The sequence below is a fragment of the Lewinellaceae bacterium genome (assembly GCA_020636135.1).
Classification (GTDB): domain Bacteria; phylum Bacteroidota; class Bacteroidia; order Chitinophagales; family Saprospiraceae; genus JAGQXC01.
Map to the genome: position 1 here is coordinate 568101 of JACJYK010000002.1, position 25803 is coordinate 593903.

General features: G+C 49.6%; 17 protein-coding genes. 7 read left to right on the top strand and 10 right to left on the bottom strand.

The features are described 5' to 3' along the window. Positions 1 to 5: 5 nt before the first annotated feature. The 3 genes from H6570_17455 to H6570_17465 form a co-directional block, all read right to left on the bottom strand. Entirely contained in the window at positions 6 to 1883 is a 1878-nt protein-coding gene (locus tag H6570_17455) for a RagB/SusD family nutrient uptake outer membrane protein (protein MCB9321074.1), read from the bottom strand. Between the two features lie 12 nt (positions 1884 to 1895). Beyond that, positions 1896 to 5069, bottom strand: coding sequence for a TonB-dependent receptor (locus H6570_17460; GenBank protein MCB9321075.1), 3174 nt, complete (start codon positions 5067 to 5069; stop codon positions 1896 to 1898). Positions 5070 to 5357: 288 nt separating this feature from the next. Beyond that, entirely contained in the window at positions 5358 to 7322 is a 1965-nt protein-coding gene (locus H6570_17465) for a gliding motility-associated C-terminal domain-containing protein (protein MCB9321076.1), read from the bottom strand. 290 nt (positions 7323 to 7612) lie between these two features. On the opposite strand from H6570_17465, the gene H6570_17470 reads away from it, so the two are divergent. The 3 genes from H6570_17470 to H6570_17480 are packed head-to-tail and all read left to right on the top strand — an operon-like array spanning position 7613 to position 13069. Then, positions 7613 to 8692 (top strand): efflux RND transporter periplasmic adaptor subunit, encoded by a 1080-nt coding sequence (locus H6570_17470; GenBank protein ID MCB9321077.1) that lies wholly within the window; start codon positions 7613 to 7615, stop codon positions 8690 to 8692. Positions 8693 to 8706: 14 nt separating this feature from the next. Continuing rightward, positions 8707 to 11748 carry an efflux RND transporter permease subunit gene (locus tag H6570_17475; protein MCB9321078.1) on the top strand — a complete coding sequence of 1014 codons (3042 nt, stop codon included), beginning with the start codon at positions 8707 to 8709 and terminating at the stop codon, positions 11746 to 11748. A 4-nt stretch (positions 11749 to 11752) separates the two neighbouring features. Continuing rightward, positions 11753 to 13069: a TolC family protein gene (locus tag H6570_17480; GenBank protein ID MCB9321079.1), complete on the top strand. Its 1317-nt coding sequence runs from the start codon at positions 11753 to 11755 to the stop codon at positions 13067 to 13069. A 58-nt stretch (positions 13070 to 13127) separates the two neighbouring features. Here H6570_17480 and H6570_17485 read toward each other — a convergent pair whose 3' ends face one another. Together H6570_17485 and H6570_17490 are read right to left on the bottom strand one after the other, a co-directional pair. Next, entirely contained in the window at positions 13128 to 13496 is a 369-nt protein-coding gene (locus tag H6570_17485; GenBank protein MCB9321080.1) for a glyoxalase/bleomycin resistance/extradiol dioxygenase family protein, read from the bottom strand. Between the two features lie 31 nt (positions 13497 to 13527). Further along, on the bottom strand, positions 13528 to 14547 hold the full coding sequence (locus H6570_17490; GenBank protein MCB9321081.1) for a gliding motility-associated C-terminal domain-containing protein: 1020 nt from the start codon (positions 14545 to 14547) through the stop codon (positions 13528 to 13530). 436 nt (positions 14548 to 14983) lie between these two features. Between H6570_17490 and H6570_17495 the strand changes: the two genes are divergently transcribed. The 3 genes from H6570_17495 (at position 14984) to H6570_17505 (ending at position 18301) form a co-directional block, all read left to right on the top strand. Continuing rightward, complete coding sequence (locus H6570_17495; GenBank protein ID MCB9321082.1) at positions 14984 to 16432, top strand: glycoside hydrolase family 30 protein; 1449 nt, start codon at positions 14984 to 14986, stop codon at positions 16430 to 16432. A gap of 200 nt (positions 16433 to 16632) precedes the next feature. Continuing rightward, complete coding sequence (locus H6570_17500; protein MCB9321083.1) at positions 16633 to 17130, top strand: GNAT family N-acetyltransferase; 498 nt, start codon at positions 16633 to 16635, stop codon at positions 17128 to 17130. A gap of 199 nt (positions 17131 to 17329) precedes the next feature. Next, positions 17330 to 18301, top strand: a complete 972-nt coding sequence (locus H6570_17505; GenBank protein MCB9321084.1) for an amidohydrolase family protein — start codon at positions 17330 to 17332, stop codon at positions 18299 to 18301. 138 nt (positions 18302 to 18439) lie between these two features. On the opposite strand, the gene H6570_17510 is transcribed toward H6570_17505, so the two are convergent. Then, positions 18440 to 19138 (bottom strand): transporter, encoded by a 699-nt coding sequence (locus tag H6570_17510; GenBank protein ID MCB9321085.1) that lies wholly within the window; start codon positions 19136 to 19138, stop codon positions 18440 to 18442. Between the two features lie 158 nt (positions 19139 to 19296). Here H6570_17510 and H6570_17515 point away from each other — a divergent pair, with 158 nt between their 5' ends. Then, the gene (locus H6570_17515) at positions 19297 to 20730 is read left to right on the top strand and encodes a PhoPQ-activated pathogenicity-like protein PqaA type (protein MCB9321086.1); all 1434 of its coding nucleotides are present in this window, start codon (positions 19297 to 19299) and stop codon (positions 20728 to 20730) included. A gap of 126 nt (positions 20731 to 20856) precedes the next feature. Here H6570_17515 and H6570_17520 read toward each other — a convergent pair whose 3' ends face one another. Genes H6570_17520 through H6570_17535 form a run of 4 tightly spaced genes read right to left on the bottom strand, consistent with a single transcriptional unit; the run spans position 20857 to position 25776 of the window. Then, on the bottom strand, positions 20857 to 22551 hold the full coding sequence (locus H6570_17520; protein MCB9321087.1) for a hypothetical protein: 1695 nt from the start codon (positions 22549 to 22551) through the stop codon (positions 20857 to 20859). Positions 22552 to 22556: 5 nt separating this feature from the next. Beyond that, complete coding sequence (locus tag H6570_17525; protein MCB9321088.1) at positions 22557 to 23630, bottom strand: DUF4249 family protein; 1074 nt, start codon at positions 23628 to 23630, stop codon at positions 22557 to 22559. Continuing rightward, entirely contained in the window at positions 23627 to 24700 is a 1074-nt protein-coding gene (locus H6570_17530; GenBank protein MCB9321089.1) for a DUF4249 family protein, read from the bottom strand. The genes H6570_17525 and H6570_17530 overlap by 4 nt, the downstream gene beginning before the upstream one ends. Then, positions 24697 to 25776: a DUF4249 family protein gene (locus H6570_17535; protein ID MCB9321090.1), complete on the bottom strand. Its 1080-nt coding sequence runs from the start codon at positions 25774 to 25776 to the stop codon at positions 24697 to 24699. Before H6570_17535 ends, H6570_17530 begins: the two co-directional genes overlap by 4 nt. Positions 25777 to 25803 lie beyond the last annotated feature (27 nt).

The following is a 25803-nucleotide window of genomic DNA, read 5'->3' on the forward strand; positions in this document are numbered from 1 at the left end:
ATGGTTTAGTATCCCGGGTTCTGTATCAATTTATCGTTACGGTTGACTTCATCCCGGCTGATGGGGCGGAAGTACATTTTGTCGGCCCAGGTACGGGTCTCATTGGACGTGTTACTCACCACGGTATACGTGTAATCGTACACCGATTCGTCATGCCGGTAAGGCACCAAGGGCGACTTGCCTGGTTTTAACGTGGCTCTGATATCAACCTGATGGATACCGCGGCCCAACGTGGAAGGCGCAATCAGCCAGCGACGTGCATCGTGGTACCGGTGTTCTTCGTAAGCCAGTTCTACACGCCGTTCATTGCGCAAACGATCCATCAGGGCATCTCCGGCATCGGTGATGGCAGGCATACCGGCGCGGAAACGGATACGATTGATCCAGGTCCGGGCCTCATCTTCCTCACCCAGCTCGATACATGCTTCTGCATAACTCAATACCATTTCGGTATAGCGGATGAATGGCCAGGGAATCACCTGTGCATGGGACTGATCATCCGGTAAAGCAGGGTCGGCGTCAATGAATTTACGTACATAATAGTGCGTGCGGCTACCATTCCAGTTTTCGATGGGGGACTCGCGGGTATCGATTCCATTGAGGAATCCACCGCTGCCATCGTCGTAAATACCGGTCTGGATCTGATTGACCGGATCCAGTGCCGTTACGTCAGAAGGACGTGGTTTCCAACCGGCGCCATCAAAGAGGACGGTTGAATAAAAGCGTGGATCACGATTGGAGAAAGGATGTGCTGCCTCCTCCGGATTGTTCCAGTCAAAACTGGAGCCATCCATCATTTCGTAGTCGTCTACCAGCTCCTGGATCGGTGTGTTACCAGCCCAGTTGTGATAACCGTTCGGGCCATTGTTGATCCCGAAGTGAATACCACCCAAGGGCCAGTTATCCTCTACGGTGTACAGGGATGTGTGCGTACGCTGGAACAATAATTCAACGGCAGCTCCGGCATCACCGACAGCGCTACCGCCGCCCATTGCTATATTCAGATAATTGGCGCTTCCTGCTTCTGCAGTTACGGGTTCGGTCAGGTCAAGCTTATAGCCCTGTCCGGCATCCAGGACCGCTTTGGCGGCTGCTTTGGCAGCTTGCCAACGGGATTGCTGGGAACCGGAGGTATAGGCAAACAACTCCTTGTTGGCATAGGATCCCAGGACACTGGATGCTGCTGATGCTTTGGAAGCATCGTGTAAATCACTGGCGGCATACAGTAATACCCGGGCTTTCAAAGCCATAGCGGCAATTTTTGAGGTGCGCCCGGCCGTTTCCGGCTGACCGTCCAGGAAGTTGATGGCCTGATCCAGGTCGGATACAATAAAGTTGACACATTCTTCCCAGCTGTTACGGGCTACAGAATAATCATCATCCAAACCATATGGTTTGTCGATAATAGGCACTGCACCGTAATAGCGGATCAGCTGATGGTAATAATAAGCTCTCAGGAAGTGTGCCTCACCCAATAACCTGTTGCGAAGGTTATCATCCGTGAAGGTGGATGTAGGCAACCGGTCCAGGGCAATGTTTGCCTGCCGGATGGCCAGATACATGGTTCCCCACTCATACGTACCGCTGACCCAGGCCAGGTTAGACGGAGTCTCTGAACCTTCGGTGAAGGTGTTGATATTCCGACCGGCGTGTGTAAACATCGCTTCGTCTGTTAAAGCTGCCAGGGCTTGTTCTTCAAAGCCCCCATAACCCAGGAAGGAATAGATGTTAAAGATAAAGGCCTCAGACAGAGGACCGTCCCCCCAGGTGGCCTCACTGGAAATCTTGTCCAGTGGCTGTGTATTCAGAAAGTCCTTGTTGCACGAAGTTGGCATGATCAGTGCAACCAGGAACACCATTATTATGATTTTTAATGATTTCATTAGAGGCTTGTTTTAGAATGTTAAACTGGCACCAATATTCAATACCCTTTGCTGTGGATAATACTGTCCACTCTGGGATGTCGTCTCCGGATCATAAACATCATTTGCGGTGATTGTGAACAGGTTTAATGCATTCGCATATACCCGCAAATTGCTGATGTTCGCTTTGTTGAGCAATTCATTGGTGATGGTATAACCTATTTCCAGGTTTTTCAGACGGATGTAATTTTTGCTGAACAGATAATAGGTGTTGTTACCAAAATTACCTCCCGTATAATACGTATCACCCCGGCTGGCCAGGCGTGGATCGATACTGCTGGGGTTGTCTATTGACCAGCGGTGGTCGTAGCTGTATTTCAGGAAGTTACCGATATCACCAGATTCCGTTTGGATACGGATCGATGCTCCGGTAGCGCCTTGCAGCAATGCCGACAGATCGAAATTCTTGTAGGAAAGATAGGCGTTGGCTCCAAAGTTGAACGTCGGGGTGATGCTCTCATCCAGACGTACCTGGTCGTCAGCATCAATCTTGCCGTCCCCGTTATAATCCACGAATTTCATATCACCGGGGATGAGTTTACCCGTTACACCACTGTAGTCGATCTTGTTGGCTTCAATTTCTGCCTGATCTTTGAAGACGCCATCGGATTGGTAAACCAGGTAGGCTCCGATCGGTTTTCCGGTCTGATACTGGTATTCAGGAGCTCCTTTAACTTCATCCATAAAGACAATCTTGTTTTTGGCATATCCGGCATTGATTCCGGCTTGCAGACGTACACGGTTAGAGGCCGGATTGTTGTAGTTTACGGTAAACTCAAAACCTTTGTTGTCAACCTTCCCGGCATTGACCGGAGGCAACAGTGAACTGATACCTGAAGATGCTGGCGTAGAACCGGTCTTCTGGATCAGGATCTGGTCCCGCTTGTTGTAAAAGTATTCCAGAGAAACGTCGAACATGTTGTTCAGGATGGTAGCATCCAGGCCTATGTTCATGTTATTGGCACGTTCCCAGGTAAAGCTTGGGTTGGCCAGAATGGTTTCCCGCAAGGTGGTTACGACCTTACCGTCGATCGGATAACTGCCAAATCCGTATGTAGACAGATACGCATACTCTTGCAGCTGGTTATTAAAGTAAACCTGGTCGTTACCCATTTGTCCGTACGAAGCGCGCAGTTTCAGGTAATCGATGCCTGGAACATTGAAGAAATCTTCGTTGGAGATGTTCCAACCCAGCAAAAGTCCAGGGAAGAATCCGAATCGATCGGACTCAGGGAATATGTAGGAACCGTCATAACGCCAGATGAATTCTGCCAGGTATTTTTCACGGAAGTTGTATTGAACACGACCGTAATAACCCAGGCGGGCGCGTTCGTAGGCGCTACCTCCGGTATTTTGTTCCAGTGATCCTCCGGCAAAGAGCTGATCCACTGCAGCCGAGATGTAGTTTCTTCTGAACGCAAAGTAATCTGAGCCGGTGAACGTCTCACGGGTAACCCCGGCCAGCACATTCAATGAATGGTCGGTGCCCCAGCTTTTATCGTAATTCAACAATGCGGTCATGTTTGTATTGAGTGCAGTACGGTATTGCTGACGCAAACGCGGATCCTTAAAATTGGAACGTACGGCACCCACCAGCAACGGATCTCCATCCGGACCATAGGTCTGGCGGTCCCAATAGTACAACATCCATGGTGTCTGCCAGGTCTTGGTGGTACGGCTGGAATTATCGACGGATGCACTCAGGGTCAGCTTCAGGCCAGCAACCCAGGGGTTGGTGATGTCAACACCACCGTTTGCCTGGATGTAGTCGGTTGGGTCTTTAACGTATCCTGTTGCATTGGTGGTGATAACGTAAGGATTCTGACCGTTTTCGATGTCCGGTCCGGGCATTCCGTTGGGCCAGACTTCCGGTTCTGTAGGACGTCCGCGCATCAGCATCCGGAAGATAGCGCCGGCGCCTTCCGTTGGGAAGTTACGGTCTTCACGGCGTACCATGATGCCCACATTGGGCTTGATGTAGTCGCTGATGTTGGCATCCAGGTTCATCCGGAAATTGTACTGATTGTAGTACGTAGCCGAATTTTTGTAGATGGCGTCCTGGTGTACGTAACCCAGAGAGGTCATGTACCGGATTTTATCTGTTCCTCCGGAGAGTTGCAGATTGTGTCGTGACTGGGGAGCCCAGGTCCGGAACGCATCCCCAAACCAGTCCGTATCCGGATAGCCCCATTTATCAGATCCTTCACCATATAGCCTTACGGCTTCCGGGCTGTAATTCGCATTGATAGTAGCAACTCCGTCGGTGGGGGAATCATAGGTACCGGTGGTTTTCAGAGCCTGCCATGCGGCTTGCCATTCACCTTGCGGTACGTTTTTATAAATCCCGATTTCGTTCATGATGTTGGCATACTCCACCGCATTGGACATATTCGGAACAATCGTTGGCTGTGTAAAGCCCTGATTGAAATCATAAGTCAGGGTCGGCTTACCGGATGTGCCACGTTTGGTGGTGATCAGTATGGCACCGTTTGCCGCCCGGGCTCCGTAGATGGCTGCAGAGGCATCCTTAAGGACGGAGATGGACTCGATGTCCGCCGGATTAAGGCGGCCGAGACCTCCGGCGCGATCCGGAATACCATCGATAACGATCAGCGGACTGGAGTTACCGAGGGTGTTGGTACCGCGGATGGTCACGGTAGCGCCATCGTAACCGGGTTCACCGCTGGTCTGGATGACCACAACCCCGGGTAGACGGCCTGCCAGAGAGTTTGACATGTCCACCGCTGGTGACTTAACCAAATCTTTCCCCGGTAATGCGACCACGGCTCCGGTCACGGTGACTTTCTTTTGCACTCCGTAGGCTACTACCACGACTTCTTCAAGTGCTTTACCCTCTTCGAGAACCACATTGATGGTCGATGAAGTCCCAACGGTAATTTCCTGTGAGTCAAAACCGGTATAGGAAAATACCAGTACGTCGCCCATGTTGGCTTGAAGTGAATAATTGCCGTCCAGGTCGGAAGTAGTCCCGCTGGACGTGCCTTTGATCAGGATGTTCACCCCGATCAGCGGTTCTCCGTTAGAACCGGTGACTGTCCCGCTGATGTTTTGCTGACTGTACGCGGCCGTACAGAATAGCACTCCAACCAGCAGCAGCGCATTCCTTAGAACACTTTTTAGCTTCATATCCCGCATTTTGGTTTAAATTGTTGAGAAAAGTTAAATGTAAAATTTACAATTATAAGGAGCAAATAATTACGGCTGTTTCGTTCTTTTCTTGAGCATTTTTTCCATCAATGAATATAGGCTGAGTTGCAAGTACAGATAACGCCTTGAACATTATCCTTATAGTGAATATACAAAATATATATTGGCATCAAAGAAATGGGTAAAATATTTTCCTGAACCTGGTTTAGGATGACAGATTAAGTTTGGATATTAAAAAGTGGGTTCCTGGTCTGGTGGTATGCGGAGTTATCGAACCAGGGTGATATCACCGCCGGCGATGCGGATATCATCATCCAGAAAGCGAACCTGGGCGGTCCACACATAGACACCGGGCTGGGCATAGGATCCGTCTTTCACACGCCCATCCCATCCCTGGGAAGCATCGTTGATCGAAAGGCCCCTGCGTTCATAAACGATATTTCCCCAGCGATCAAAAATGCGGAATGCCTCCACCTGGTCAACACCCTTTCCAAACAGGTAGAATACATCATTATTACCATCCCCGTTAGGACTGAAGGCATTGGGAGCCAGGATATCCTTAACCTTGTTGACGCGGATCTCCAGTGAATCCATGGCGGTACATCCTGCTGCATTGGTGACGGTGAGGCGCAAGGTGGCGTCAAAAAGTGGCCGGATGGTTACATCAGCACACGTTCTGCATAAGGGAAAAGCCTTCTGGGTAGTAGCGGTCCATTCATTTACAAAGTCAATGGATGAATTCACATCCGGGATGACATGGGCTTCTTCACCCAGATCCACGACCAGGTTGTCGCCCAGATCTACAGAGATGGGAGGAGAAAACGTTACCTCTATGGTGTCGTAAAGGGTGGCACATCCGGTCTCGGCTTTCACCCAATACGTTCCCGGTTGAGAAACCGCATAGGTTGGTCCGGTAGAGGCATCATTCCACAGATAATTCACCCCGTTTTGATTACCCAGCAACAACAGAGTCTCCCCGGGGCACAGCTGTTTATTTTGATTTTCCAGATCCAGTACAAATGGGACCACATCCAGAAAGGTAGAATCTTCCGGCTTCAGGGTGGTCGGGTCATCGGATAAGGTCTGGGTGCCCAGATTGACTGCGAGACGGCTCAGCAATGCCTGATTGCCCCGGTGGCCGACCGTATTCTGGCCGACATACACTTCGATTTTTAAGGAGTCAATACCAGGGGGAACGACCATATTCTCAACGATCAACCGGTCTGGTCCTTCTGCGGAAAGCACGTCACCGCCAAATGGGTTGTCGAGGATCCGGTTGATGGTGAAATTCTGGGGTAACTGATCTTCGAGCCGAATGCCTGACTGGGTAAACCCGGTCGAATTGGCGACGATGAATGTGTATTCTACCATCGAGCACGGTACGGTTTCGCGCGGGCTGACGGTTTTTTGCAATTTCAGAGTAAACGGGCAGGAACAGGCATCGCTGCGGTTCGCTTCTTCACCATGTGTGAGGAATTCCACAATACCTTTTTCTTTATCAATCTTAAACAGGGTGTTCTGAATGCCAAATGTTTGGCCAATGGAACCGTATCCGTATAAATTGCCGAAGGCATCAAAAAATACAGAGGCTATGGAAGACGCAATCTGCCGCGTACGGCTTACAGACTGGATCTCGAAAGTCTTGAAGTTTATCGTGATCACGCGTTGATTCTGACTGTCATATCCATAGGCAATGCCTGTGAATGGATCAAAGGCAAAGTCGTAAATGGAAGCGGTAAAATTTACATTGTGAACGGTCACCGGATAAGCTGGATTTGTCAGGTCGATGAAGGCCACATAATTGGAATACACACTGAAGGGACTGCCGCCGATCAGGATCAGGTAGTGCCCGTCCGGGGTCACGTCACCTGCCGGATATTGGCCGTTAAACAACTCATCAATGACCCGTAACTCCTGGGCGGTGCCATTTTTACCGATGCGAATCAGTGTTCTGGTATCCTGCTCCAGTGTATAAATGAAATTATCGGTGGACCGGTATCCCATCCCGTTGATGTGGTATTTGGGAGGGAATCCGGGAATCGGCCGGAACCGGACTTCTTCGGTGACCGGGTCGATGATCACCTGGTTCATATTGCTGATTAAGCCGGGTCTCAGTGTCAGGTAATATTCTCCGGAACATACGAATGGCTCAATCTGGCCATAGCCTTTCATGATACCAAGGAAGGACACCGCCGCTATGGTTAACAGGATATGATGTAGCCATTTATTCAAGGTACCCTCATGATTCGTTTCTTCCACAAATAAGGTAAAGTAATATCGCTTTTATCACGAACAAAATCTACTCAACTGGTCAATTCGTCCACTGAACCTCTATTTCTACCAACAATCTGAATAGAATTGGAGTTGCTTTAAGAAGCATGTTCATGTTAAGATGTACTTACTCTTTAACAAAGAAATGCCCGAAAGGCCTCTGGATACCAGCTTCTTAACATGATGTTAAGGTTTCTGGAGAAAGAATTCTATAAAAAATTGATCAATTTCGCCATCTGAAATTTACATACATGATTCCTGTCTTAAGACTTATGTCTAAATGGTTTATTCCCGTATTCAGTTTTATGCTGCTTATGTCCTGTGGCAGTGATGAGGAAGTACCCAGTGCAGCGCCGGCTCCTACCTTTGCTCCACCAAGTGCACAGGCCATGACGGTGGAAGGATTTGTTGTCAAACCACAAACCATACAGCGGACCCTGGAGGCCACCGGCAGTCTTCTGCCCAATGAAGCGGTGCCCATCCAGTTTGAACGCAGCGGCCGGCTGGAAAAGCTTTATTTCCAGGAAGGAGCCAATGTAAAAGAAGGGCAATTACTGGCGGAGATTGATGATTCGGAGCTTTTGGCCCAGAAAAGAAAATTGGAGGTAAGCCTTGACCTGGCGGAAAAACAAGTGGCACGCGGAAAAGAGCTGGTTTCCATTCAGGCTATGAGTCAGGAAGAATACGACCGACTGCTCAATTCCATCGAATCCATCAAAGCGGATCTGGCCCTGAATGAAATACTGATCGCCAAATCGAAAATTTACGCTCCTTTCAGCGGTACACTGGGATTAAGGCAGATCAGCGAAGGTGCCTACATCGGACCCAACGATGTGATCATCGACCTCTATCAGATCCATCCCATTAAACTGGAATTTGACGTACCTGAACGATTTCTGCCGGAAATGAAAACCGGTCAGAATCTTACCTTCACGGTCGTCGGACAAACGACGCCCTACGAAGCCAGAGTTTATGCAATCGGGACAGAACTGAATCCCGATACCCGCACCGTAAAAGTCAGAGGGATCGCCAACAATCCGCAACAAGTGCTCAAACCGGGTCAGTTTGCCAAAGTGCAATTGGTGACCAGTGTGACCAAGGCCGCGGTTCTGGTACCCACGGATGCCATCGTTCCCATCCTGGACGGAAAAGAGATTTTCGTAGCCAGGGGAGGCATGGCACAGGCTGTGAATGTACGGACGGGAGAGCGGCGTGATGCTTACATCGAAGTACTTAATGGCATACAAATAGGCGATACGGTTCTCGTCAGCGGTTTGATGTCGGTCACGAATGGATCCAAGATTATCATCAACCGTTTTGTCCAACCCTAAAAATTAGTCCTTCCATGAGTCTGGCTTCCGTTTCCATTACCAGGCCCGTCCTGGCCACCGTAATTTCAATCACCATTATCTTATTTGGTGTCATCGGCTATACATACCTGGGGTTGCGCGATTATCCGGTGGTAGACCCTCCGGTCATTTCCGTCTCAACAAGTTATGTTGGTGCCAATGCGGAAATTATTGAATCACAGATCACGGAAGTGGTTGAGGAGGCAGTTAACGGTATTGCAGGTATACGCTCACTCTCTTCCACCAGCGCCGATGGCCGGAGCACCATTACCGTTGAGTTTGAGATCGGCACCAACCTCGAAGCAGCCGCAAATGACGTACGCGATAAGGTGTCCGGCGTTCAGCGCCAGCTGCCTCAGGATGCTGACCCTCCTTCCGTAACAAAAAATGATGCCAATGCCTCGACCATCCTGGCCCTGACGATTCAAAGCGACCGTCGGGACCTGATGACCCTGTCAGAAATGGCCAACAATATTTTCAAGGAGAGACTGCAGACCATCCCCGGCGTTTCCAACATCCGTATCTGGGGTGAGAAAAAATATGCGATCCGCATCCAGATGGATCCGGCCAAATTATCCGCTTACGGGCTTACGCCACTGGATGTGCGGGTAGCCCTGCAGGAACAAAACCTGGAGTTACCTTCCGGCAAGATCGAAGGAGACCGGACTGAATTGACGATCCGCACCTTCGGAAGGTTGAATACCCCGGAGGAGTTTGCCGATATGGTCATCCGTGAACAGAACGGGGTTATTGTACAATTGAAAGACATTGCCGCCGTGGAAATGCAGCCACGCAATCTGAATACGATCCTGCGTGGTTCCGGTGTCATTCCAATGGTAGGCTGTGCCATTACGCCCCTTCCCGGTGCCAATTACATTGAAATTGCAGATGAGGCTTATAAGCGGGTTGATCAGCTGAAGAAAGATCTTCCGCCGGATATTCTGGTAGGTTATGCGTTTGACCAAACCTTGTCCATCCGGAAAGCCGTCAATGAAGTTCAGGATACCATTTTGATTGCTTTCATCCTCGTGGTGATCATTATTTTTATGTTTTTGCGGGACTGGCGGACTACGTTGATCCCGATCCTGGCTATTCCGATTTCACTGATCGGTACCTTCTTTGTCATGTACATTTTCGGTTTTTCGATCAATATCCTGACGTTGCTTGGAATTGTGCTGGCCACCGGTCTGGTGGTTGACGATGCCATTGTGATGATGGAAAACATCTATCGAAGGATTGAGGACGGCGAGGAACCCCTACATGCCGGTATAGAAGGATCGAAGGAAATTTATTTTGCCATCATTGCGACGAGTATTACGCTGGTTGCGGTGTTCCTGCCCATCATCTTCCTGCAGGGTTTGACCGGTCGCTTGTTCCGGGAGTTCGGTATTGTGGTTGCCGGAGCCATCGTCATCTCGACCGTCGTTTCACTGACCCTGACACCCATGCTAAGTTCGCGGATTCTCCGGAAGAAAAAGCGGGAGTCCCTGTTGTTCCGTATGACCGAAGGATTTTTCCGGGGAATGACCAATGGTTACAATACAGGTGTAAAACATTTCGTCAAAGCACGGTGGCTGGTGGTTCCGATCCTGGCTATTTCCGGATACGGTATCTTTTACCTGGGTACCCATTTGCGGTCGGAGCTGGCACCTATGGAAGACAAAAGCGGATTTCGTATTATGTCCACCGCTCCGGAAGGAACGTCCTACGAGATGATGGACAAATATCAGCTTGAACTGCTTTCCATCGTGGACACCATACCGGAGAAACGCGCCTACATCGCAGTGACATCGCCCGGATTCGGATCCACAGCTTCGGCTAACTCGGCCTTCATTTTCTTCTCACTGGTAGACCCGAGCAAGCGGACCAGGACCCAGGACCAGATCGCTAAAATGCTGTACGGGAAGTTCAATAACCTGCCCTTTGCGCGGACCTTTGTATCCCAGGAGCAAACCATATCGGTGGGCCGTACCCTGCGGGGCATGCCGGTCCAGTACGTCATCCAGAGTCCGAATTTTGCCAAGCTGAAGGAGGCCATTCCAAAATTTATGGATGAAGTCAACAAGCGTCCTGAATTTTCCGTCACCGACCTTGATCTGAAATTCAATAAACCCGAATTGCATATCCAGATCGATCGCGATCGTGCCCGGAGTTTGGGCGTAACGGTAAGAGACATCGCCGAGACGCTGCAACTGTATTACAGCCAGCAACGCTTCGGCTATTTCATTCGCGACGGTAAACAATATGAAGTGATCGGCGAAGCTCCCCGAAGTGACCGTAATGACCCGGGCGACTTGTCCGACATCTATGTACGGAATAATAAAGGAGAACTGATCCAGATGAGTAATCTGGTCAATCAGACCGAACAATCCAACCCTCCGACACTATACCGCTATAACCGGTACATTTCCGCCACCGTATCAGCCGACCTCGCAGAAGGATACACGATTGGTGACGGAATTGCCGCCATGGACGCGGTGAAGGCCCAGGTTCTGGACGAATCCTTCAGCTCTGCATTGTCGGGTTCATCCAAAGACTTCGTGGAAAGTTCCGGAGGTTTGTATTTTGCTTTCATGCTGGCATTGGCATTGATCTATCTGGCCCTTTCTGCCCAGTTTGAAAGCTTCCTGGATCCATTGATCATCATGTTCACGGTGCCCCTGGCTCTTTTCGGAGCATTGCTGGCCCTGTGGATAGGTGGTCATACCATCAACATCTTCAGCCAGATCGGTATCATTGTTCTGGTTGGAATTGTGACAAAGAACGGGATCCTGATCGTCGAGTTTGCCAACCAGCGAAGGGAAGCCGGGCTGGATAAGTTCGCTGCGGTTATCGAAGCGGCGACCCTGCGTCTCCGTCCGATCCTGATGACCAGTATGGCCACGGTGCTGGGCGTTTTACCCATCGCGCTGGCCCTGGGTTCCGCAGCCACCTCCCGTATTTCAATGGGTGTGGCCATCATCGGCGGTCTTCTGTTTTCACTGGTATTGACATTGTTTGTCATTCCTGCCGCCTACACATTCTTTAAGCGTAAATAACATCATGGATATTCTGTTAAAAGTAAGGTTGGTTGTTTTATTCGGATTAATGGGCGGTTTGGCCTGGTCTCAACCCGTGCTTTCCCTGGAAGAAGCTGTTCAGATCGCATTGGAGAATAATTTTCAGGTTCAGATCCTGCGCAATAATGAAACGATTGCAGCTAACAGCAATACCTATGGAAATGCCGGGTACCTGCCCACGGTAAGTACCACGGGATCCGTGACCTACTCTTCGAACAATACCGAGCAGAAGTTTTTCAGTGGCGATACGCGCACTGGGGTTGGCGCCGGAAACACCTCCGCCCGGGCCGGACTGGAAGCTACCTGGACGGCATTTGACGGGTTCCGGATGTTCGCTACCAAAGAAAGGCTGGACATGCTGGAATCCAGATCTCATGTGTTGACCCAGCAGGAATTGCATGGTATTGCCACCGATGTACAATTAGCCTATTTTGAGCTGATTCGACTGCAGCAGCAGATCGGCATTACCGAGACCTCCATTGAACTCAATCAATCCTTACGCCGGCTGGCTTCGGACAAATTGCGCCTGGGCGCCAGCACGGAGCTGGAAGTACTGCAGGCCACCAATGCAGTCAATGCGGACAGCTCTGCATTGCTGAACCGGCAGGAGCAGCTCCGGCAAGCTAAAATGGCTTTTAACCTGTTGCTGGGCCGTGAATCCACCATCGCATTCCGGGTGCCAGAGACCATCGACCCGGTTGCCATGCCTACACTGGATGCTCTCACCCAGCAAGCTCTGGATCACAACTATCAGTTGAGTTTGTTAAATGTGGATGAGCGTCTGGCTGCCGTGACCATCAAAGAAGCCAAGGCGGACCTTTATCCCCGCCTTAACCTAAACCTGGGATACAGTTTTAGTTACTCCCGGGCGGAAGTGGGCTTTTTATTATCCAACCGGACTTTTGGACCGACCGGAGGTATATCGCTAAGCTACGATTTGTTTACCGGCCACAATCTGAAAAAGGATATTGCCAACGCCAACATCTATCAGGATAACATCCAGCTATCCCGCAAAGACCTGACCCTGAACATCCGTTCTACCATGTCCCAGCTGTTCCAGCAATACCAGAGTCTGCTGGAGGTTCGCGATCTGGAACTCCGTAATGTGGAGACCTCAACCCGCAATACCGAACTGGCGCGCCAGCTGTATCAGGCGGGACGGGCGACCGATTATGCGGTCCGTGAAGCCATCCTGCTGGAGACTCAGGTGAAAGACCGGTTATCCGACTATTCCTACCGGATGAAAATGGCTGAACTGCAAATGAAGAGCCTGGCCGGTATGCCCATGTATGGGGAATAATGTGTCTACGTGTTGATGTATTTACGTTTTGACGTTGTACAAGTTAGTCAGCCAATGGTCAGGCAGCATCTTCCACAATAAAGATGGCATTGTTATTCAGGTCGTAGAATCCGAATTCATGCGTTCCCCACTGCGTATTCATCCGCAATCGATCCGGTGCTACCGTGTCTCTGGCGACAAATTCGTTGAAATAGGTTTGAATATCCTGGACAAAGATACGGATCACGGATCCTCCGAGTAGCGGATCATCCGGTGTGTCGGCGTGCCATTGCAAATGAAAGGTTTGCCGGTCCCGTTTCAGGATCGCATACATCGAATCTGCCCATACCCTGACGAATCCGGTTTTTTCTTCGTACCAGGCCAGATCCCGGGCGATGTCCTGGCTTGGCAATACCGGAACCATGTCCAGCAATAAGGGTTCTTTCATACTAATGTTACTTGTTTTTTCAAGAACAGTTTTACCGGAACAATGTAATCGTGCCATGATCCACCTGCTTTCTGTCGAGGGCATTACTATCCAGGAAGTGCAGGATTACCCGATAGGAATAGACCCCCGGTGGAGATTCCATGCCGCGGAAGGTGCCATCCCATCCATCGTTTTCGTTCCGGCTGCTAAATACCATATTGCCCCAGCGGTCCATCACGGCTAATTCAAAGGCGGTGATCTGACAGCGCGGGTACACCATGAAATAGTCGTTTGATCCGTCGCCATCCGGGCTGAATGCAGTAGGCAAAAAAACCGGACAGAGTGTTTCCTCAACACCCTGGCCATTTCCGTTGGATTGACCATTGCTTCCGCCCTGGCCATTTGAGCCGTTTCCGTAAACATCACTACAATTGATGGTTGGCTGCGTGCCCGAACTAGTTTTTACAAGGGATACGCTGTCGATCATGATGTAGTTGAGGTCGTAGGATTCATCCGCAATGTCGGCCTGCAGGCGCAAAAACCGCTCCCCACAGTTGGCTTTGAAGCGGATGTTGTACGGTTGCCAGTTCTGATGATTGATGATGACCGACTGCCAGAGTAATCGGCTTTCATCACATGGTTGATTGCCAATGTAAATCCTCAATTTTGCCGACCCGATCGGGAGGGGTGCCGAGGGCTTGTGGTTCGGGTCATACATCAGGTAGATGCGGATCCGGTAATCCTGGCCCGGGATCAGCGAGTCGGCCAGTTCCTGGTATACGGCTTCCACGGTGCCATTCCATTCCGGCCTTCCTTCGGTGCGGACCCGTGCCACCAGCCCCAGATAGGTGCTGCCGGCATAGGCAGGCCGGTCACTGCTGATTGGCTGGATATCCGGCGTGCTCACGGAGTCGCATACCTGCCATTGCAGGGGTATGTGGCCATAAAACGGATCAAGCCCTTCGAAGGAACCATTGCGAATGAGGCTTTGCGCCTTCATGCCAGCAGGCATACCGGAAAACAGGACAAGGCCGACTGTCAGGAACCACCAGTGAACGATCCGTATTATCATCGTTACATTAAGGTAGCTGGAAGTGCGGACAAAAGCAAGGTTAGGCAAATTGTAGAACGGTAAATGGAGAGGAATAAAGTCACCTGAAAAAATGGGCCGTACTTACGACACTTATGAAAGATTGCATGGTGGCAGGTGAATGGAAAACCACCTCCACAGGATCGTACGCTACCAATGGCTCCAAGTGTTGTCCATTTGATGAAATTTTACAGGGCTTACATGATTGGATTATATGCGCTGACTGAAAAGACTACCCAGGAAGGAGTACTTTGGGCACGGCGCATTAAAATAAGGGTACTTACAGCTATAAAGATCACTGGCTATGATGATCAGACTCGTCAAATACAGTGGATGAGCTGATCTGCCATTTCATTATCTTTAAGGAAAGCAAAAATCCAGTGCGATGAAACATCTTGCCATAACCCTGTTAACCCTTATGCTGCTTTGGGCCGGGTGTACCCAGCCTGCAACCCATGAATCCATACCGTCCTCAGATCCTGTTCCCTCCTTTGCCGGTGCAACCGTGGCTTTGTACACCACGGCAGCCGAAACCGGTGAACGGCTGGCTTTGGGCGGTGCTGTTACTTTTGCTGAAACTCCCCAGCCACTCGAAACGGAAATAGCCGTATTTGTAGATCCATCCAAGACCTATCAGACCATGCAGGGCATCGGAGGTGCCTTAACAGATGCTTCTGCCGAAGTATTTGCCAAACTGCCGGCCGCCAAGCAGGAAGAGCTGCTACAAGCTTATTACGATCCGGAAAAAGGGATCGGGTATACGCTGGCCCGTACCAATATCCACAGCTGCGACTTCTCTTCCGAGAGCTATACCTATGTCACGGATGAAGATAAGGCACTGGGCACATTTGATATTTCCCATGACCGGCAATACCGCATTCCGATGATCAAACGGGCCATCGCTGCGGCGGGAGGCAAACTGCAGCTATTCGTCAGCCCCTGGAGTCCGCCGGCCTTTATGAAGACCAATCACGACATGTTGCATGGTGGCAAGCTGATACCAGAATACTATGATGCCTGGGCTTTGTATTACACAAAATTCATCAAAGCCTATGAAGCGGAAGGTATCCCGGTATGGGGCCTATCCATTCAAAATGAACCGATGGCAACGCAAACCTGGGAGTCCTGCATTTACACGGCTGAGGAAGAGCGTGATTTCCTTAAGGCTCACCTGGGACCTGCGTTGGATCGCGAAGGAATGGGGGATAAAAAAGTCATCGTATGGGATCATAACCGTGACTTGCTGCCACACCGTGCTTTTACCATTCTGGAGGATCCCGAAGCAGCCAAATATGTGTGGGGTGTTGGGTTCCACTGGTACGAAGTCTGGGCCGGTGGCGATCCGATGTTTGCCAATGAAGGGATCGTCAAACAAGCCTTCCCGGACAAAGAGCTGATCTTCACCGAAGGGTGTGCCGAGAGCTTTGATTCCACCCACTATCAGTACTGGCCAAATGCGGAGCGGTATGGCCGGGCGATGATCAATGATTTCAACCAGGGAACGGCCGGTTGGACCGATTGGAATGTCCTGCTTGATGAGATGGGAGGCCCAAATCATGTGGGTAACTTCTGCTTTGCACCGGTCCATGCCGATACGCGCACCGGCGCATTGATTTATACGCCGTCTTATTATTACATCGGCCACTTCTCCAAATTTATACGTCCGGGCGCAGTACGGGTGAGTACTGCAAGCAGCCGGAGTGTGTTACAAGCCACGACTTTCCGCAACACCGACGGAACCTATGTGACCGTGGTGATGAATAATACCGGTACAGCTATTGATTTTAAATTGCAGATCCTTAACCAGGCCATTATAATGTCTATCCCGGCACATGGCATGCAGAGTATAATTTATAGTGCGAAATAAATTTCAGGTAATTTTTCGGTCCCCCTGGTGTACACGCTTTTAACAGGGATGCGATGGAGATAAATGGCAATAAATGGCAATAAATCGGGTGTGATAACTTCCAGTGATTCACTTCATGCTGGCTGTTCAGCAGATTTACTGTAATTTTCAAATTCAATTCTGTTATTAATCCATACCGGACCTGACCTGGCAAAATAAATATGGAAATCAGACGAGCATCCATTGAAACCGACCTTGATGCAGTTTGGGAAATTTTTAAGAAAGTCATTTCAACCGGGGATACCTATGTATTTTCTCCCGATACGCCCAAAGATCAATTGCCTCATTATTGGTTTGCCGACCATATGGACACGTTCGTAGCAGTGAATCACGGAGAAATAGTCGGTACTTATTTTATCAAACCCAATCAAATCGGCCTGGGAAATCATATTGCAAATTGTGGTTATATGGTGAACCCAAAACACCATGGGCAAGGGACAGGTAAAGTGCTTTGTGATCACTCCATCCGATACGCAAGGGAAAAAGGTTATTCAGGCATCCAGTTCAATATGGTGGTGAGCACAAATGTAACTGCGGTCACGTTGTGGCAGAAATTTGGATTTGAGATTATCGGAACAACCCCGAATGGGTTTCGGCATATGGAACTCGGGTTTGTTGACACGTATATGATGTTTAAAGACCTGACAACGGATGATTGAAATGCATACAATCATAGAGTTCACAGATAGCCCGGATGCAAAACACGTTGTAACATTTCTTAAATTTAGAAATTGTTGCTGCTCCGGAGCCTACTGCTCAGGATGATGCCAATAAGCAATTCGTGGCCCGGGCATGCAATCGAATATTAAATAGAAAGAAATTATGAACCGGATTTCAATTTTCACACTTATCTCCAAAATGGTATTGATCGGTATCGTGTTCCTGGATCCATCGAGGGTTTTTTCTCAGGATATGAAAAAACACGAGCCCATCATCGACGTCCATGTACACGCCATGAAGATGAATCCGGGATTTGCCGGTGACTTGTGCCCGTGGTTTCTGGCCAATATGCCAGGTGGTGATCCCAATCTGCCTCCACCATCCTTTATGAGCAGTGATTGCGTTGATCCGCTGAAAGCGGCAACTTCCGACCAGGAAATGCAGGATGCCCTGGTGGACGTGTGTAAGCGCCTCAATATTACCATGGTTGCCAGCGGCGATGCGGAGGTCCTGCACCGGTGGCATGCGGCAGCGCCAGACCATTTTATTCCATCGCTATCCTTTAGTTCTGCCGGCGAGATGACCGTGGAAGCTTTTGAAGACTCTCTTTCCAATGGATTTTATAAAGTGATGGGTGAGGTGGCTCCGCAATACCAGGGTATGTCACCCAGTGACCTGTCCCTGGATGCGTATTTTGGAGTCGCAGAGAAACTGGGTATTCCGGTTGGTATCCACATGGGGACCGGAGGCAATGGCATGGCGAATATTACTGCACCCAAATACCGTGCTTCCCTGGGCAGACCCTTTTTGCTGGAAGACATGCTGGCCCGCCATCCCAAGCTTAAGATCTGGGTGATGCATGCGGGCTATCCGATGATCGATGAAATGATCGCCCTGATGGGTGCCAACGCCTACGTATATGTAGATGTGGCCGGTTTTATCTGGAGTTACCCGCTTGCGGAAGTGAATGCGTACATTCAGCGACTGGTCCAGGCTGGTTTCGGTAAGCGTATTCTCTACGGCACCGACCTGATGATCTGGCCCAAACTACTGGAGACCTCTATAGGGGTTATCCAGAATGCCGATTACCTGTCCTACGACCAGAAGAGGGATATCCTGTTTAACAATGCTGTGCGGTTTTTTAACCTCGATCCCAAGAAATTTGAATAAGAGCGGATTTACTTATTCAACATTAGCCCAAAGCATGCAAGAGAATTTTTCTATGCAATGCATTAAGAATATCCTGATTTACAGTCACTTGAATTCTTAATGTATATTAAATGAAAGGGTCTATTGCATGAGTTGGGATTAATGAGGTATCCTCCAGGAACAACCGAAGGCAAAATAATTGTAGGATGACATTAAACTAAAACCCAGGGAAAAATCCAACTGCACATTGGGAGAAACCAGGCAGGTCAGCCCGGTATCCCAGGCATGAATGTCACCCAGCGTACCAAAGGGTTCCAGGTAATATCCCAGCTTTTCTGTCAGGTTCATACTCACCGATAAGGAATAATTGTATTGTGGAGACCGGCCTTTGAGGACCTCCAAGCCTACGTTGCAGCCCACGTTAAGATAGGGGCCCAGATCGTGCGCCCAGAGTACTTTCCAGAACGCACCTACCCGGGAATCATCATCACTGGTCGGCAGGATGATGTGGGTCAACAAGGCCATGGGTGTCTTTCCCCGGACAAATTGATATTTTAACCCGACCTCCAGATCGTCAAATCCGGACTGAGGTACTTTCGTTTCATTTGGGCTGAAGTGCAGCCCCGACACGAGTCTTGCCTCCAGATGCGGTACTGGGGCATATCGCCACACGTTTTGCAGTACATTCAATGTCAGGTTGTTTCCCGTGGAAGACAGGGCGGCCCCGGTTTCGATTTGCAGCGCGTTATGCGGCACGGTCCAGGCTGACTCTGTTTGATCAGGCCGGTCCGTATTGAGGCCCTGGGCAGCAAGCGGCACACATAGCATACTTATAGCGACAATGTAAAGGCTTCGCATAACCAACGATTTAGATAAAACTAAATAAAAAATTAGACACGTCTAAATTAATTTTTAGACGTGTTGTTGAATTTGATAATGTGCCAGGTGAGTTTGGTGGCAAGCAATAGGTTACCAAACGGACAGAATACCCTATTTTTAAAGACCAATTCATGACCATGCAACGATTTACTTTTCAGCTTTTATCTACCGGGTTCGCGCTCGCCTTGTTTGTGATACCCGCTTGCCGGCAAGTACCGCAAGAGGCTGCTTCCCCTGCACTTATCCACTCTCTCCGAGAATACATTGTAGAACACGATTCTGCCTCCTGGGAGGTGGTGGACACCATACAGGGTGAGGGACAGACCACCTATGTGCTGAGGCTGGTATCCCAGCAGTGGCTGACAGAAGCTGAAGTCAAAGACCCCACCTGGTGGCACTGGATCCCTGTGGTGGTACCGGACAGTTTGCAGAGTTCTACCGCGATGCTTTTCATTGATGGAGGTACCCGTGAAGAGAAGCAGCCTGATGGAGCCGGGGAAGGATTCGTTGCGATGGCCCTGAACAGTCATTCCATCGTGGCGGACCTGCGCAATGTGCCCAACCAGCCGGTACAATTTGTGGGTGATACCTTTGGTCCGCGGGTAGAGGATGAACTGATCGCTTACGGATGGCGTAAATTTCTGGAAGGCGGTGCCAGGGATGAGGATATCCGTTGGCTGGCACGGATGCCGATGACCACGGCAGCTGTAAGGGCCATGGATGCCATCCAGGCCTTCAGCCGGAGCCTGAATAAACCGGTTCAAAAATTTGTGGTGGCCGGAGCTTCCAAGCGTGGCTGGACGACGTGGACTACCGCCATGACCGATGACCGGGTGGTGGCCATTGTTCCCATCGTGATCGACCTGCTCAATCTACAGCCTTCCTTTCAGCACCACTGGCAGGTGTATGGCCGCTGGGCCCCGGCAGTCGGCAATTATGACCAGGAAGGGATCATGGAGTGGCAGGGATCGCGCGAATATGCCCGGATGCTTGCATTGACCGAACCTTATTCCCTGCGTCATGAGCGCATCATTCCCAAACTACTCATCAATGCCACCGGAGATCAGTTCTTTTTGCCCGACTCGTGGCGATTTTACTGGGACAGCCTGCCCGGAGAAAAATATTTACGGTACGTACCAAACTCGGAGCATTCCATGCGCGAGACCGATGCATGGTCTACATTGATGGCCTATTACCGTATGATCGTTGAAGAGCAACCCAGACCGCAATTCACCTGGTCGGTCGATCAGGGCACTATCCATATCGAAACGGTACCAGGACAGGAGCCCGTGTCCTTGACGTTATGGTCCGCCCATAATCCCCGGGACCGGAATTTTCAGGTGGATAGCATTGGACGGGCGTATCAGCCTACGGCGATACCACTGCGACCCGACGGTAAATACAACATCCGGGTGGAAGCACCCCAAAAGGGTTACAGCGCTTTCTTTGTGGAATTAACGTTTGCCGCGTTCGAGAATTTACCCCTCAAGGTGACTACGGGCGTGGTCGTTACGCCGGATACCTATCCTTATGAGCCTTTCGTGAGTAAGGCGCCGCAAGGGACCAGGTGATGACAGCTTCTGCCAGCTGCAAGATTAACCACTAAGGTACAGAGATTACCAAGGAGGATGTAAGCTGTTAGTTGTTAGTTGTTAGTTGTTTGTTGTACGCACGTAAATACCTGATACGTCAACACCTCAATACGTCACATTCAGCTTCATCTCACCGACGCCGATACCTCCATCCTTGCTGCGTACCACCACCTGAATCACATAGTCACCCCGCTCGTCGGAGTGTTGATAAGTGGTGTCGAGTTTGCCGCCGGTAACCGAAAGCTGGGGATTCCAGTACGCGACTGGTCCAAGCTCAGGCGTTACCTGATCGGGGATTGCAGGTGGAATGAAGGAATTATGGGGTAACAGTCCGGAGACATTAAAAACGTCTTCCTCGTCATCCTTGGGAAGGGTTATATCCGGCAGATTGGTGTGGATGTAGACCACACCGTTGTTACCCATCAGATTGAACATTTGGCGCAGGCTTCTGGCCACATAAAACAGCTCTACCGTCTGGACAGGCTCGAGGTTAAATCGTGCAATAAAATCTGCATCGCGCGTTACTTTGCCATCGATGATGAACAGGGGATCACCTCGTAATTGTTCCCAGGCATAGACACTAACCCCGGGGTTGTACAAGCTGGCGACATAGGTCTTGCCACTTTGTTTGAAGGTCAGTGAGGTAGTGATTTCTTTGAAAAAAGCCCCGATCGTGGCGAAAGCCTGGTAGTCTTTCACTTTGTAGGTGTAATCCGGTTTCAGGACATTGGCTTCCGGTTTGGGCAAAGTGTCCGGCGCCGGATCAAAGAGTCCAAAATACTGAGCGATTTTTTTCCGTTCGCGGGATTGATCCAGATAGGAAAGGATCGCTTCAGAGTAGGGCAATGGAATGGAATCCGGAATAAATACCGGATCATTGAATACGACATGAAAATTCTTCTTGTTATCGTAAGGATGCCCGATGAACTGGAAGGACATGGAGTTGTAATAATCAGGAACGGCGATGGAAAACAATCCGGAAGTTCCCGGTGTCGCATAATAGAACGAGTTCAAAGGACGCGCGAATGCGCCCAGTGCCTCCACCGTAGAGATCATACGCCCGCTGCTCAATTGCAATTCGCCCTGCAGTAAGATGTCTGTCGCTGCATCCCGCAAGGGGGCATCCTGCGGTAAAGCCGCCTGATGGATGTTCGAGAACCGGAGATCGGTATGGGGAATCTGATTAGGGTCGAATACCGAAATGGAAAGGTCACCATCCAGCGGACGGCCATAGGAGTCTTTGATTTCAATGTGGAGGGGTATTTGATCTCCGGGATGAGGTGCTGTAGCGGTTGAACTTACGCTGACCGTTAGGTTTTGGGATGACAATTCTGCCGGTTCGCCCTTCAGGTCCTGCAGCTTGATCTTCGTGACATCCAGTTTCTCAAGGTCATTGTAAACCGGAAATGAAGCCGTGATCAACGGAATAAGATCTATCGAAAAATTATTTACAGCATAAAATGCCAGGCGGACCGGACCTGTGGTGGCATCAAATGGTATGGCATAATAGCCGCCGACCATGGATTGTCCTTCAGAACGCAGGTAATAATCATCCATAATTTCACCTTTGGCATTGACTGCGAACACTTTCAGGACATAGGACTTATCCTGTAGTTCCTGAGGCAGATACAGACTGTACCAGATCTTTTCGCCAGACACATAAAATGCTTTGTCAGTATGGAGCAAAATGTTCTGTTGAGCATCAGCAACGAACACCAGAAAAGTGCTCAGAACCAGGCTCAATAGCGTTTTATAGGTTGCATTCATCTTTTTCAAGTAAAGCGTTAAAATGAATTTCATAGGTTTCATTTATTCCAGTAGCGTGGTTTGTTATCTAAGGATTTAGGGTCTCGAGTACAATCACAACAGGATTGAGGACACGGATCCTGGATAGGTCCGGCAGGAATAAACGGGCAGCGGGTCAGCGGATTTCCCACCTCATCCGGATCAATATACCTGCGGAGTGTATCCTGCTGCGTAGCATAAAAGAAGCCAAATACGTCTTCCTGGGGATCGTCCACCCGGTGGATATTACTGCGTAGTTTGCCTACCGGCTGTTCGAACATATTGCCGGTACGGTTATTTACTGTGCTCAGATTTGCCCAATAATCATAAGCCGCGGGGGAAAGCACTTCCTGGATGGAGGTAATGTATGCACCTTCGGCGAATTGGTTGGAGACTGCCGGTTCATAGATGCGGTAATCAGCTTCCAGGGTTTTTATTGCCGTTCCATCAAGGATGCGGACGCGATTATCATTGATAAAGGTCTCAAGATAACAGACACTCCCATTGTCGTCCGAAAATGCGGACGTGTGGATGACATCCCACCGCAGGCGTACCGGACGTCTGGTTTTCGGATCCGTAGTAGGTGTGTGCGTATCAAAAAGCACATAATCCTGAAAACTTTTCGAACCGTCCTTGAAGAACAGCTCACGTGTTTCAAGTGCCAGCGACATTTTTGTCTGCACCGGTGGTGTTTCCATGGTGTCGAGCTCGGATTCGTATACATCCCCGTTTTTGCGGATGAGGCGAATGCCGTATCCTTTTCCGGCTTCTACGTGGAAGAAGGGATGATTAGCCGGGATCTTCAATTCGTAGCGGCCGATTCCTCCCGCCTCCAGTGCAATATTCTCTCCATCACTATTGAAGAGTTCAACACTTTTCAGATCCAGGGGTTCCGTAGGGGTAGGATCGTAATCCACCACACGGCCAGCGGTAATGGTGACAATGGACGGGTTGCCTTTGACCAGTTTACCATTGACGACTAGATTGCTGATCACGTCACTGGCAATATTCAAGTCGATGGAATCCACGCACTGCATCGATAGCATCCAGGTCATCAAAAAGAGTAGTAAAGGAAATTTCAGGTTTGTTTTCATTCTTTCCAGTAGTAAGGTTTAGTTGTCGTAGAACTTTGGTCCTTGCTGCAGTCACAACAATAGCTGATACAACTGCTATTCTGTCCCGATGAAGCACAATAGGGACTTATCGGATCAAAACTTGCAGGGTCAATATAAACCCGGATGGTATCCGTCTCAGTGGCGTAGAAAAATCCGAATACATCTTCTTCGGGGTCATCGATATTCCTGATGTTGCTGCGGACCTTGCCGGCAGGAATTTCAAACATGTTGCCACTGCGTGCCAGTATGGTACGGATCGATTTCCAGTATTCGTACGCTTCTGCAGATATGGACTCCTGAATGACGTGGAGATAGGATCCATGAGCATAGGATGAATAGAGGGATGATTCATAGATGGGAATGCTGGCCTGATCCGTTTTGTATTCGTAAGCATTCAGGATCCGGATCGCATTGTCATTGATAGACTGTGTCCGGTAACAAATGTGTGCTTTGGCGTCATTGAATTTGCTGGTTAGTTCGATTTGCCAATGCAGGAATGCCGGTTCTCCGGAGGTGGGATTTAAAATGTTGGTGTTCAGGTAAAAGTTGATGTAGGGCACACTGAAAAAATATCCTGCAGGATCAAGAACACTCCTGGTGGAAGCTTCATAGGTTAATCCGGTGGGAGCAGGTACAGGCTTGATGTCTTCAAGAGAAGACATGTAAACCTTGCCATTATTGGTTTCCAGCCGGATCCCGTAGGACTTGCCTGGCCTTATCTGCAGGTCAGGATCATTGGAGAGCAGGGTTTTGGCGTATTTGCTGATGCCTGTCTCAGGGATCTCCACTTCATTTCCCTGCTCATCAAACAGGTAAACGGTTTTTAAATCCACCCCGTCCGTGGGTGTAGGGTTGTAATCAAGTACCCGGCTGGCCGCAATCGTTATGGTGGATGGGTTGCTGTACACCAGTTTGCCACTTACGGTCAGGCTGCTGATCACATCGCTTTTCGGGTGAAAATCGATGGGTTCCACGCAGGAAACCAGGCTCGCAAGAATGGTTATTGTTACGAACCCTTGACAGCGTTGACTGGTGTTAAGCGGGTTCATGGATGCCAGTAATAAGGTTTAACAGTAGTGGAAGCCGGGTCGATCCTGCAATCCTGACAATAGTATATATAGGAATCCCCATTTTGGCCTGACCCGATGCAATAAGGGGTGATTCCCGGCGGAAGATCCATTGGATCCACAAAGACCCGTATGGTGTCCGCTTCGGTAGCATAGAAAAAACCAAAAATATCTTCTTCAGGGTCATCTACATTGCTTATGTTACTCCGCACCTTGCCGACAGGGTCTTCAAACATATTCCCGTTACGTGCAATCACCTTTTGAATGGATTGATAAAACGAATAGGCATTTTCAGGCAGCGACTCCTGGATCACGTGGATGTAGGAATCTCCGCTGAATCCAGAATGGGGGGGTGTTTCGTACACAAATATTTCGACCTGATCGGTGGTGAATTCATATCCGTTGATCAGCCTTATATTGTTATCATTTATTGGCTGAGTCCGGTAGCAGGTATGATGGGCAGTGTCCTGAAATTCGGTTGTTTGTTCCATAGCGAGGTGCAGAATTGAAGGCCTGCTGGAGGAAGGTTCCAAAATATTGGTCTTCAAGTAAAAGTTCAGATAGGGTACATCGTATTCCGATCCGGAGGGGTCTATCACATGTTTTATCATGGATTCATAGGTCAGGGAGATGGGTTCAGGCACCGGCAACAGCGGTTCCAGTGTTGATTCGTATTGCTTTCCTCCCTTCGTCTCCAGACGGATCCCATAGGATTTGCCTCGTTCGATCTGAATGCCTGGAAAATTTTGGGGAATGGTGAGGGCATATTTGCCGATACCAACTGCTGGTATGGAGACTTCATGGCCCGCTTCATCATAGAGCAGGACATCTTTCAAATCCAATCCTTCCGTGGGAGTCGGTGTATAATCAATGATACGGCCCGCAGTCACGGTGACGAAGGATGGGTTGCTATACACCAGTTTGCCGTTGACGGTCAGGCTGCTGATCACATCACTTTTTGGCTTGAAATCGATGGAATCCACACACGTCAAAAAGCTGCTGGCTAAAAGGGCAATCCCTGCGGCAAAAAAGAGCCGGTATCTATTGAAAGGTTTCATTTGCATGCGTTATTTGACATGGTTTGG